The 12,217-nt window shown below is 62.5% G+C and carries 9 protein-coding genes and 1 pseudogene; 7 read left to right on the forward strand and 3 right to left on the reverse strand.

Features of this window, described 5'->3' with window-relative positions:
* Together GYH35_RS05110 and GYH35_RS05115 are read right to left on the reverse strand one after the other, a co-directional pair.
* Nucleotides 1–842: ABC transporter ATP-binding protein (locus tag GYH35_RS05110; RefSeq protein WP_161827810.1), on the reverse strand; the 842-nt coding region annotated here is incomplete at its 3' end.
* Between the two features lie 3 nt (nt 843–845).
* Nucleotides 846–1,937, reverse strand: coding sequence for an ABC transporter ATP-binding protein (locus GYH35_RS05115; RefSeq protein WP_161814611.1), 1,092 nt, complete (start codon nt 1,935–1,937; stop codon nt 846–848).
* A 74-nt stretch (nt 1,938–2,011) separates the two neighbouring features.
* On the opposite strand from GYH35_RS05115, the pseudogene GYH35_RS35360 reads away from it, so the two are divergent.
* The 7 genes and pseudogenes from GYH35_RS35360 to GYH35_RS05145 all read left to right on the forward strand — a co-directional run.
* A pseudogene (locus tag GYH35_RS35360) lies at nt 2,012–2,440 on the forward strand (protein kinase domain-containing protein); the annotation flags it as partial.
* A 1,599-nt stretch (nt 2,441–4,039) separates the two neighbouring features.
* A complete protein-coding gene (locus GYH35_RS34790) occupies nt 4,040–4,315 on the forward strand; it encodes an energy transducer TonB (RefSeq protein WP_235936697.1) in 276 nt (91 codons plus the stop codon).
* A 104-nt stretch (nt 4,316–4,419) separates the two neighbouring features.
* Nucleotides 4,420–4,791 (forward strand): hypothetical protein, encoded by a 372-nt coding sequence (locus GYH35_RS05125; RefSeq protein ID WP_161814613.1) that lies wholly within the window; start codon nt 4,420–4,422, stop codon nt 4,789–4,791.
* A 70-nt stretch (nt 4,792–4,861) separates the two neighbouring features.
* Nucleotides 4,862–6,145, forward strand: coding sequence for a TolC family protein (locus GYH35_RS05130; protein ID WP_161827812.1), 1,284 nt, complete (start codon nt 4,862–4,864; stop codon nt 6,143–6,145).
* 9 nt (nt 6,146–6,154) lie between these two features.
* Nucleotides 6,155–7,087 (forward strand): efflux RND transporter periplasmic adaptor subunit, encoded by a 933-nt coding sequence (locus GYH35_RS05135; protein ID WP_161827813.1) that lies wholly within the window; start codon nt 6,155–6,157, stop codon nt 7,085–7,087.
* A gap of 10 nt (nt 7,088–7,097) precedes the next feature.
* Nucleotides 7,098–10,247: an efflux RND transporter permease subunit gene (locus tag GYH35_RS05140; RefSeq protein WP_161827814.1), complete on the forward strand. Its 3,150-nt coding sequence runs from the start codon at nt 7,098–7,100 to the stop codon at nt 10,245–10,247.
* Between the two features lie 57 nt (nt 10,248–10,304).
* Nucleotides 10,305–10,946: an exopolysaccharide biosynthesis protein gene (locus GYH35_RS05145; protein WP_161814617.1), complete on the forward strand. Its 642-nt coding sequence runs from the start codon at nt 10,305–10,307 to the stop codon at nt 10,944–10,946.
* Here the strand turns inward: GYH35_RS05145 and GYH35_RS05150 are convergent.
* Nucleotides 10,866–12,203, reverse strand: coding sequence for an MFS transporter (locus GYH35_RS05150; protein WP_161827815.1), 1,338 nt, complete (start codon nt 12,201–12,203; stop codon nt 10,866–10,868). The genes GYH35_RS05145 and GYH35_RS05150 overlap by 81 nt on opposite strands.
* Between the last annotated feature and the right edge of the window lie 14 nt (nt 12,204–12,217).

Below are 12,217 nucleotides of genomic sequence, written 5' to 3' on the forward strand. Positions count from 1 at the left end.
AGATACTCCGGTCGGATGCCGATGGCGAGTGCCGCGCCCGGCTCGGGCTGTTGGGTGCTCGACGTGCCGATGGGCACGCCTTCGATGTGCGGCGGCGCGCCGCCGTCACAATCGAGGAAGTTCATCCCCGGACTGCCGATGAAATGCCCGACGAAGCGGTGCGCCGGCGATTCGAACAACGCTTCGGCCGTTCCGACCTGGACGACTTCCCCCTGCGTCATGACGACCACGCGATCGGCGAAGGTCAGCGCCTCGGTCTGATCGTGCGTGACATAGATGAGGGATAGATTGAGTTGCTGATGCAGCTGCTTGAGCTTGCGTCGCAGAAGCCATTTCACGTGGGGATCGATAACCGTGAGCGGCTCGTCGAAAAGAACCGCGGCGACGTCGGGCCGCACCAGCCCGCGCCCGAGGGAAATCTTCTGTTTCACATCCGCGGGCAGTCCGTGCGCCCGTCTCGGCAGATCGCTTTGCAGTTCGAGAATCTCGGCGATCTCATGAACGCGCTTGCGCACCTCGCCTTGCTTCCAGCCGCGATTGCGCAGTGGGAACGCGAGATTGTCGTACACGCTCATCGTGTCGTAGACGACCGGAAACTGGAACACTTGCGCAATGTTTCTCTGTTGCGGCTCGAGCGCTGTGACATCCTGGCCGTCGAACAGAATCTTGCCCTGGGTTGGCGCAATCAAGCCGGAAATGATATTGAGCAGTGTCGTCTTGCCGCAGCCCGATGGCCCGAGCAGCGCGTATGCGCCGCCGTCCGACCACGACAAGGTCATTTGTTTGAGGGCCCAGCTCTGGCCATAGGCATGCGCAATGTCGATGAGCTCGATTCGTGCCATGGTTCAATGAGGCGCGAAGATGAGCCGACCGCTCGCGTCGAAACAATAGATATGTGTGGGCTCGACGTGCAACGTGCAGCGCTCGCCGATGGTCAGCTCGTGCACTCCCGGGAGTTGCGCGACCAGGGACAGGTCGTTCTGCGAAACATGCACATACGTTTCGGAGCCGCTGATCTCGGCGAGATCGACGCGCCCCGTGATCGATGCCCGGCCCTCTGCGGGACGAACCGTGAGCTGGTGGGCTCGGATGCCAAGAATGATATCGCCTGATCGATTGCTGAGTGCCGACAACGCCTGCGCCGCGAGTGGCAATCGCAGATCGTCTCGGACGATGGCCATGCCGGCGTTCAAATCGACCTGTGCGCGAATCTCGTTTAACGGCGGATCGCTGAAGGCGCGCGCGGCGGCGAGCGTGGCCGGTCGCCGGAATATTTCCAACGTCTTGCCCTGTTGAACGAGCCGCCCGGCATCGAGCACCAGCGTTTCATCGCCCAGCTGCAAGGCTTCCTGCGGTTCCGTCGTTGCATAGACGACGGTGGCGCGGCCGTTCGCAAACAGATTTCGCAGCTCGTTGCGCAAGTCCTCGCGCAGCTTGTAGTCGAGGTTGGCAAGCGGCTCATCGAGCAGCACCAGCCCGGCGTCCTTGGCAAGCGCCCGAGCCAGCGCCACGCGCTGCTGTTGACCGCCGGAGAGCTCGGCGGGCCGCCGATCCAGCAAGGGCGTGAGGCGCAGCGTTTCGGCGATCGCTTCCACTCGTTGCCGGACCGTTTCCTCCGGTCGTCGGGCGAGCCGCAACGGCGAGGCGATATTCTCGAACACGCTCAGCGACGGATAGTTGATGAACTGCTGATACACCATCGCCAGATTGCGCCTTCGGACCGGCACGCCGGTCACATCCTTGCCGTCGACCAGGATGCGCCCGCTCGCGGGTTGCTCCAGGCCGGCCATCAGTCGCATCAGGGTGGTTTTGCCGGCGGACGTCGCGCCTAGCAGCACGGACATGCCGGTTTTTAGCGACAGGCTCATCGGATACAGCCAGGTCGCCGATCCAGCGCGATAGCTCACGTCGACCAGCTGCAAGGGTGGTCCTGCCATGGGCGGATACTATAACGTTGCGCCCCCGGGGGCAGACTGGAATCCATTCGACGCGGGCGTCGAATACAACACAAATGAGCGCGGAACCGACTCAAACACCGATCGCCGACGCCTGGACCCACTGGCTAAACCAGGTGGTCCAGGGGCGCTTTGTTCTGCGCCGCTGCCTGGGCTGGTCGGACCAGGGGGCCGTGTTCCTGACCGAACACAAGGCCAAGAACCTGGCCGAAGCCGCGATCAAGTTCGTTCGGGCGGATGCTCCACAAGCTCAGCCCCTGCTGGTGCGGTGGCAGGCGGCGGTCAATCTGTCCCATCCGCACCTGGTCCAGCTGTTCGAGGTCGGACGGTGGCAGGTCGAGGGACAGGACTATTTATTTGTCGTGATGGAATATGGCGATCAGACGCTCGCCGAGATCCTGCGCCGCCGGCCCTTGAGCGCCGAGGAAGTGCAGGAGTTGCTGCCTCCCGTCCTGGACGCCCTCACCTTCCTGCACCGACGCCAGCTGGTCCACAGCCAGTTGAAGCCTTCGAACTTTCTGGCGGTCGGCGATCAGTTGAAACTGGCCAGCGATACGATTCGGCCGGCCGGTTCGGATCATGGAACGTCCACCGCCGGCGATATTTGGGGTGTGGGCGCGACTCTGGTCGAGGCGCTCACTGCGCGGACTCGTCTCTCGAGCGATCAACAATTCGATGAGGGCTCGTTGCCGGCGGGATTGCCGGGGACGCTGGTGGAGACGGTGCGGCGCTGTTTGAGCCCGTCGCCGGACGAGCGGCCTTCGATCATCGAGCTCAGAGCTGAATACAAACTTGCGCCGGCAGCAGCGCCGGCCTCGAAACCCGAGCCGCAGGTACAGAAGGTGTCGCAGGTGACGGCGCCCGTTCCTCCTCCGAACGCGGCCCCCCGAGCGGCTTCAGCTCAACCTTCACAGAGTGCCTCGCGAGTAGCTTCCCTGACTGAGTCGATACCGATCGTCCCGGACGAGGTCCCTCCTCTTCAGCCGATACAGACTGCTTCGCGAGTGACGGTCTCATTTCACGCGATGCCGAGTGCCTCGCCGGCAGTTCAAACGCAGCCAGCATCGAGTGCTTCGCCGGCAATCGCTTCCCCTAAACCGGTACCGCAAGACGTCGCTCGCCCCGCGTCTGGAAACGCCACGTCGCAAGCGGCTACGCCATCTCAGCCCGTGCCGAGCGCTCAGCGAGGGGTCACTCCGCCTCAGCCGGCAACGCCCCCATCTCAACCCGCGCCGAGCGTCTCGCGAGAGACCGCTCCCGTTTTGCCCGCAAACGTCGCGTCGCGAGTAGCCGTCTCATCTCATCTTGCGTCGAGCGCTCCGCGAGAGACCGCTCCCGTTCTGCCCGCAAACGTCGCGTCGCGAGTAGCCGTCTCATCTCATCTTGCGTCGAGCGCCGCGCGAGAAGTCACTTCGCCTCCGCCTGCAAACACTGCTTCGTATGCAGCTGCCACGTCTCAATCTGTACCAAGTGTGCCGCGAGACGCCGCTTCGGCTCAGCCTGCAAACATCGGTTCGCGAGTAGCTGCACCAGCTCAGCCGGAACTGAGTGCTCCGCGGGAGCTCACTCCGCCTCAGGCCGCAAACATTGCTCCGCGAGTTGCGCCGCCAGTTCAACCCGTACCGAGCGCCCCGCGAGAGATCACTCCGCCTCAGGCTGCAAACATTGCTCCGCGAGTTGCGCCGCCAGTTCAACCCGTACCGAGCGCCCCGCGAGAGATCACTCCGCCTCAGGTTGCAAACATTGGCCCGCGAGTTGCGCCCCCAGCGCCGCCTGTACCGAGCAAGGCTCGAGTAGTCGCTCCATCTCGACCAGCACCAAGCAGTTCGCAAGAAGCGACGCCCGCTGAGAATGCGCCGAAGCGGCACATATTAGGGATCGCGGCCGGTGCACTCTTACTAGCAACAGCCGTGTGGATCGGGTTGCGATCTACAAACGATTCGCCTGCTCCTTTGCAACCAGCAGCCATCCCCGCCCCGGTGACGCCGCCGGCGCCTGAGAAGGTTGCGGAAGCCGAGCCCACACTCCTGGTCCCCGTGTCTCCTCCGCCAGAGGAACCCGCCCCTCCTGCGGCAACTTCTTCCGTGATCAAGGACGTCCTGCCAACCGTTCCGGAAAACATCCGGAGCAAGATTCAAGGGCGCATCTACGTGACAGTCCGCGTGCTCGTCGACCCGGCTGGTAACGTCATGGGCGTGCTCATGGAAAATGCCGGCCCGAGCAAATATTTCGCTCGCATTTCCGACCAGGCCGCGAGGGAATGGCAGTTTGTTCCCTCCGACACCGACACCGATCGCGTCTGGTTACTGGAATTCGAGTACACCCGAGACGGCGCCGCCGTGCGCACCCTCGAGCAATAGCCAGACGGGCCAACGTCGTGAGCCGTCGCGTTCACGCAAGATGAGCGTCACAAACCCGCCATCCATCTCGTGAGAAACGCCAGCACCTGAGGCATACTACTGCCATGTTCCGCCACTCCCCCATCGCCCGGCTCCTATGGCTGCTCGCCATAGCGTTGCTATTGGTGCGGGTGGGCGAAGCGCATTTGCACTTGTGCCTGGATGGCCAGCAACAACAGTCCGTGGCCATGCACGTCGAGGACGCGCCCGGCGATCACGAAACCGGCGGCCACAACGACGTGGATGTCGACCTCTCCGTTTCGCCGTGGGTCAAGAAGATCGGCGTCGATGAACTGCCGATCATCGTGTTTGCGAGCATTCTGCTCGCGTTGCTCCTGCCGATAGCGCAGGGCCCGAGCCGCCCGGCTCAGTTGCTCGTTCCGAATCTCGCCTCTGCCTTCGACCTTCGTCCGCCGCTGCGCGGCCCGCCTCTCTAAACCTCCGTTTCAAAGGTCTTTCCGTGTGACCCCACGCGTGTGAACGCACGCGTGCTGCAGGAGGTTTTCGATGTTATTGGCACTTGCACGCGCCTGTGCTGCGTGCGTCCTATTGTTTGCTATTTGCTCAGCGAACGCCGAGTCGCAAGCTGAGCCGGTCAATCCAGAAGGCGAGCTGACGCTGGCGCGAGCCGTCGATGCCGCCTTGCGCAGCAGTCCTGATCTGCTGGCGAGCGCGTATGAACTCAGCGCGGCGCAAGCGCGAATCGTGCAAGCGAGTGTGCGACGCAATCCTGAATTGGGTGTGGAGCTCGAGAACTTTGCCGGCGGCGGCGCGGCGCAGGGAATCGATTCGCTCGAGACGACGTTGAGCCTGAGTCAGGTCGTCGAGCTGGGCGGCAAGCGAAATTTGCGTCGCGCCGCCGCCGAAGCGGATCTCGATTTCGTCGATATCGAGCAGCGCACCCGCGAGCTGGACGTTCTTTCGAACGTCACGAGTCGATTTGTCGACGTCGTTGCCGCCCAGGAACGCGTTCGATTCGCCATACAGGCAACAGCACTCGCGCAAAGCACGCTCGAAGCAATCGGCGCGCGCGTCGAAGCGGGACGATCTCCGGAAGCAGAACGCAGCCGCGCTCGCATCGCACTGACCCGGGCGCTCATTGAACAGCGCCAAGCAGAAAGCGAGTTACGCGCCGCGCGCTACGCACTCTCCGCCTCCTGGGGCAGCCCCGAGCCGGCATTCACTACGGCAAGAGCGGAGCTATTCGATCTGCGCACAGTGGAATCTTTCCAGGCGCTGATGGATCGCCTGGAAAAGTCACCTGACTTCGTCCGCTTCGCCTCCGAAGCGCGTCTTCGCGAGGCCGAGCTACGACTGGCACGCGTGCAGGTCCGGCCGAATCTCACATTCAGCGTCGGCGTGCGACGTTTCGAGCAGACCGATGACGCAGCCCTTGTCGCTGGCTTCTCGATGCCGTTGTCGATCTACGATAGGAATCAAGGCGCCATTCGCGAAGCACAGATCCGCCTCAATCAAACGGACGCGTTACGGAATGCAGCTCGCGTCAGAGCTCGCGCTAGCCTGCTCGCTCTGTATCAGGAGATGAATGCAGACCGCGCTCGCGTAGACACGCTGCGTAACGAGGCCATACCCCAAGCGCAGCTCGCACTCGATCAAACGCGCAACGGCTACGACCGCGGACGTTTTTCTTTCCTGGAATTGATCACCGTGCAGGAAGAGCTGCTCGCGGTGCAAGCCGCGGCCATCGACGCCGCGGCCGACTTTCACCGCGTCCTGGCCGAGATCGAACGTCTCACCAGCGCAGCCCTCACCCGCCCGTCTTCACCTTGAGTTGCCATCATGAATCAGAATTCCCTATTGGTGCTGATCGCCGCGTTGTTGGCCATCAGCGGCTGCGGAGGCTCGGCCACAGAGGCGCCGTCGGTGCAGACCGAAGCACATCACGACGAAGGCGAGCCGGCGCACGTCGAACTGACGCCCGAGCAAATTCAAGCGGCCGGAATCGTAGTGGCGGAAGTCGGTCCGGCGACCATCCGCGAAACATTACCCGTCTATGGCGTCATCGCGCCGAATGCCGAGCGCGTCAGAGACGTGGCTGCACGCTTTCCCGGCGTGATTCGCACCGTCACCGCGAAGATCGGCGATGCAGTTCGCGCCGGTGAAGCATTGGCTACGGTCGAGAGCAACGAAAGCTTGCAGACCTACGCCGTCGTCGCTCCTCTCAATGGCGTCGTCACGGCACGTCAAGCAAATCCGGGCGAACAGACCGGCGAGAAGGTGCTGTTCACCATCGCAGACCTGTCGAGCGTGTGGGTGGAGCTCTCTCTGTTTCCACGCGACATGGCAAAGGTCCGCGTCGGACAAACGGTGCGCGTGGCAAGCAACGACACGGGCATGAGTGCAGACGGCAAGATCGTCTACGTCGCGCCGTTCGGCAGCAGCGCCAATCAAACATTGACGGCACGCGTCCTGCTCGACAACGCCGATCGTCGTTGGGCGCCCGGCTTGTATGTCACCGCCCAAGTCACTCTGGGCGAAAGCCAGGTACCGCTGGTGGTGCGCAACGAAGCGCTACAAACATTGGAGAACAACAACGTGGTGTTCGTCCATGCCGAGGAAGGATTCAAGCCGCGCCCCGTCCGCATCGGCCGTGCCGACGGTCAACTGAGCGAAGTAACGGAGGGGCTCCAGGCAGGCGAACGCTACGCCGCCGCGAACAGCTTCATCCTCAAAGCGGAGCTGGGCAAGGGCTCTGCCGGGCACGAGGACTAGGAGCGGAATCATGATCGACGCAATCCTGCGCTTTGCCATTGCCCGCCGCCGGGTGGTGCTGTTCCTGGCGCTGGTCGCAGCCGCGGCCGGCGTCTGGAACTATCAGCGCCTGCCCATCGACGCGGTGCCCGACATCACCAACGTCCAGGTTCAGATCAACACTCAGGCGCCAGGCTACTCGCCGCTCGAAGTCGAGCAGCGCATTACCTATCTGGTCGAGGTCGCAATAGCAGGCCTGCCCCACCTCGAGTACACGCGTTCGCTGTCTCGATACGGGTTGTCGCAGGTCACCGTCGTGTTGGAGGACGGCACCGACATTTACTTCGCACGCAACCTCATCAACGAACGGTTGCAGCAAGCCAAGAGCCAGCTGCCGGAAGACATCGAGCCGGAGATGGGGCCAATCGCGACGGGGCTGGGCGAAATATTTCTGTACACCGTGCGCGCCGACGCGAATGCCCGTCAGCCCGATGGCGCTCCTTACGACACCACCGCCCTTCGTACATTGCAGGATTGGGTGATTCGCCCGCAGTTGCGGCAAGTGCCGGGCGTGACCGAGGTCAATACGATTGGCGGCTTTGAAAGGGAATATCACGTCACTCCCGATCCCGCTCGCCTGCTCGCCTTCGGCCTGACGTTCGACGACATCGTCGCCGCGCTGGAAAAGAACAATGCCAACGTCGGCGCCGGCTACATCGAGCGCAACGGTGAGCAGTATCTGATTCGCTCGCCGGGCCAGGTAGCCGACATTGCTTCCATCGAACAGATCGTCGTGGCCCGCCGCGCCGGCGTGCCAGTCACGGTCAGAGACGTTGCCGAAGTGGCGTACGGCAAGCAACTGCGCACCGGAGCGGCAACACGCGATGGCGAGGAAACCGTGTTGGGCACAGCCGTGATGTTGATCGCGGAGAACAGCCGCACGGTGTCGAAGGCCGTCTCCGAAAGACTTGCCGAGATCGATAAAACATTGCCCGAAGGCGTCACTGCCGATCCGGTCTACGACCGCACGGTCCTGGTCGAGAAGACCATCGGCACCGTGCAGAAGAATCTGCTCGAAGGCGCGATTCTGGTCGTCGCAGTCCTGCTGCTGATGCTGGGCAACGTTCGCGCGGCCTTGCTGACGGCCGCGGTCATTCCCCTCTCCATGCTGATGCTGATGACCGGCATGGTCCAGTCGAAAGTCAGCGCCAACCTGATGTCGCTCGGCGCCCTCGATTTCGGATTGATCGTCGATGGCGCCGTGATCGTCGTGGAGAACTGTTTGCTGCGTTTGTCGCAGCGTCAGCATCAGGTCGGACGGTTGTTGAACCTGGATGAACGCTTGCACACCGTATTCACCGCCACTCGTGAAGTATTCACGCCGAGCCTCGTCAGTGTGCTCGTGGTCATTCTCGTCAACCTGCCCATCCTCGCCCTCACCGGCGTCGAAGGAAAGATGTTCCAGCCCATGGCGCTCACGGTGATCATTGCGTTGCTCGCCGCGCTACTCCTGTCGCTCACCTTCGTTCCAGCCGCCGTCGCGTTGTTCTTGACCGGCAAGATCGAAGAAAACGAGAACGCGATTGTTCGCGGTGCGCGGCGCGCCTATGCGCCCATTCTCGATGGCGCGTTGAAGTTCCGCACCGTCATTCTCGCAAGCGCGGTGATCTTTGTCGGCATCTGTGCATGGATTGGCTCGCGGATGGGCTCCGAATTCATTCCCAATCTGGACGAAGGAGATCTCGCGGTTCAAGCATTGCGCATTCCTGGCACCAGTCTCACCCAATCGCTGGAAATGCAGTTCCAGCTCGAACGAGCGCTGCAAGAAGTGCCCGAGGTCAAGACCTACTTTTCTCGCGTCGGCACCGCGGAAGTGGCGACTGATCCGATGCCGCCGAACATCTCCGACGGTTACGTCATGCTGAAGGAGCGCCGCGACTGGCCAGATCCGGACAAGACCAAGGCCGAGCTGGTGAAGGAGATCGAGGAAAGGCTCGAAGCCATTCCCGGCAACGCCTTCGAAATCAGTCAGCCCATCCAACTGCGCTTCAACGAATTGATCTCGGGAGTGCGCTCGGACCTGGGCATCAAGATCTATGGCGACGATCTCGATCAGTTGCTGCGATCGGGCAACGCCATCGCGCGCGTCTTGAACGGCATCGATGGGGCCGACGGCGTGAAGGTCGAGCAGGTCGCCGGCCTCCCCGTTCTATCCATCGAACCCAAGCGTGCCGCGTTGTATCGTTACGGCCTGAACGTCGCGGACGTCCAGGACGTGCTTTCAGCTGCGACTGGCGGCGAAGCAGCCGGTCAGATCTTCGACGGCGATCAACGTTTCAATGTCGTCGTTCGATTGCCCGAACATCTGCGTGCGGATATCGCCAATCTGTCCCGACTTCCGATAGCGCTGCCCGAAGGCGGCTACGTGCCACTCGGCGAAGTCGCTTCGCTCGAGCTCGCGCCCGGACCGAATCAGATCAGTCGCGAGAACGGCAAGCGTCGCCTGGTCGTTTCCGCCAATGTGCGCGGCCGCGATCTCGGTGGCTTCGTGACCGAAGCCAGAGGCAAGATCGCCCAGCAGATCCAGTTGCCGGCCGGTTACTGGCTCGATTACGGCGGCACGTTCGAGCAACTGCAATCGGCATCGCAGCGACTCGCGGTGCTCGTGCCCGTGACGCTCGTGATGATTTTCGCGCTGCTGTTGATGACGTTCGGCTCCGCGAAGGACGCCGCACTGGTATTCAGCGGTGTGCCGCTGGCCCTCACCGGCGGAGTCATCGCACTCTGGATTCGCGACATACCACTATCGATCACCGCAGGCGTCGGCTTCATCACATTGTCGGGTGTCGCTGTGCTTACCGGCGTGATGATGGTTTCCGCATTCCGCGACCGACTGGCGAACGGCGCCAGTTTAGAGGACGCGATACGAGAAGGCGCGATGATGCGTCTGCGCCCGATCATGATGGTCGCACTGGTAGCAGCGCTTGGATTTCTACCGATGGCGTTGAACACGAGCACGGGTGCGGAAGTCCAGCGACCGCTGGCTACCGTCGTCATCGGCGGCATTCTCTCGTCCACGCTGCTCACCTTGCTGGTGCTGCCCGGTCTGTACCGCATGGCCTATCGGCCCGATGCGATCCGGGTCGCGCCGGCGCAAACGGTGCAGGAGTCGCACTCATGATCCGGCGCCATCCAGTAGACTACGGGCTCCAAGGTCCCTCGCACTTCGCACGTCCCCATGGAATCCGCAGCTCCGGAGCGCACGGCAGATCGCCATTCAGCGCTGTCCGAACTACTGTCGCAAATCGCCGAGGATGAAAGCCGCGAGCGGGTCTCCACCGGAGACCTGCTCGCCATGGCGGGCGATCGTGCGTTTGGCGCATTGATCTTCGTATTCGCGCTGCCGAACCTGGTGCCCACGCCGCCGGGCACGTCCGCCATCCTCGGACTGCCGCTGATCATCCTGTCATTTCAATTGTTATACGGTCGTCGAACACCCTGGCTACCGAAGGCGATTTCCGTCAGGTCGATCGCCCGCTCCGATCTCGCCTCGGTGGTGCGTCGAACGACGCCCGTGCTGAAGCGAATCGAACGCGTGCTGAAGCCGCGACTCAGCTGGCTCGTCACCGCTTTCTCGGAGCGCCTGCTCGCCCTGCTGATGTTGATTCTTTCGGTGATCCTCTTCTTGCCCATTCCTCTGGGCAACATCTTCCCGGCCGCGGCGATGTGCATCATCGCGCTCGCTCTGATCGAGCACGATGGACTGGCCGCCTTGTTCGGTGTGTTGATCGGCGCCGGGTCAGTGTTGATTGTCTGGGGCGCCCTGCTCGCCGTGCTCAAGGCGATTCTGTTGGCGCTCGAGCACTTTGCCGGCGTCTGAAATCAACAGCACCGCGCCGACTGCAAGAAACACGGCGATGAACAGCAGGCTCGCGGCGTAGCTGTTCGTGTAAGTCTTGGCGAAGCCAATCGCCGCGGGCCCGAGGAAGCCACCGAAGTTTCCGAGCGAGTTGATCAGCGCGATGGCGCCCGCGGCCGCGGCGCCTTGTAAGCCTCGACTCGCCAACGCCCAGAACGATGGCAGTCCCGAATAGATACCGACAGCAGCCAGGCACAGCGCTGCAAACGCAATGAAAGGCTCGCTCGTCCAGCCGCTGACGATGAGCGCCGCCGCTCCCAGCAGCATCGGCAACGCGACATGCCACGAGCGCTCTTCGGTCGCATCCGAATGCCTGCCCCACAACGCCAGAGCGACGCATGCCAGCGAGTACGGAATCATCGTGACGAGCCCGACCTGCACGTTGGTCATGCCACCCAATGACGCGATGATCTGCGGCAACCAGAAACTGAATCCATACAAGCCGACGAGAATGCAGAAGTACACCAGCCCATTGCGCCATACCCGCGGCAGCATCAGCGCCTCGCGCAAGCTGCTGGCGTGATCGTGAGCAGAGCCCGAATGCTCGCGCGCCAACTCGGCCTGCAGCCATCGTTTCTCATCGTCGGCGAGCCACTTGGCATCTGCCGGACGATCCGGGAGTACTGCGAGCACAGCGACTCCCAAAACCATCGTCGGGATCGCTTCCAATAGAAACATCCACTGCCAGCCTTTGAGTCCCAAGGCCTCGATGCCGAGCAGCGAGGTCGAGATCGGCGCGCCAATGACGCTCGACAGCGGCAGCGCAATCATGAACAACGCAATGATTCGGGCGCGATGCTGCGACGGGAACCAGCAGGTCAGATAGAAAATGATGCCGGGAAAGAAACCAGCTTCGGCAATGCCCAGCAGGAAGCGCACGGCGTAGAAACTTTTCGGCCCCTGCACGAATGCCATCGCCGCCGACAGCACCCCCCAGCTGATCATGATGCGGGCGATCCATATGCGTGCGCCGAAGCGCTCGAGCATCACGTTGCTCGGCACCTCGCACAGGATGTAACCGATGAAGAAGATGCCCGAGCCAATGCCAAAGGCCGCCGCCGAAATGCCCAGATCGGCGTTCATGGTGAGCGCCGCGAAGCCGACGTTCACTCGATCGAGGAACGCAAAAAAATACAGCAGCCCCAAAAACGGAATCAGCCGCCAAGCGACCTTGCGCAGCGCCGCGCTGCCGATGCTGCTGTCAGCCGGCTGAGTCATCACTTGAGTTACCC

It is taken from the genome of Steroidobacter agaridevorans, from assembly GCF_009932555.1.
Taxonomy (GTDB): Bacteria; Pseudomonadota; Gammaproteobacteria; order Steroidobacterales; family Steroidobacteraceae; genus Steroidobacter; species Steroidobacter agaridevorans.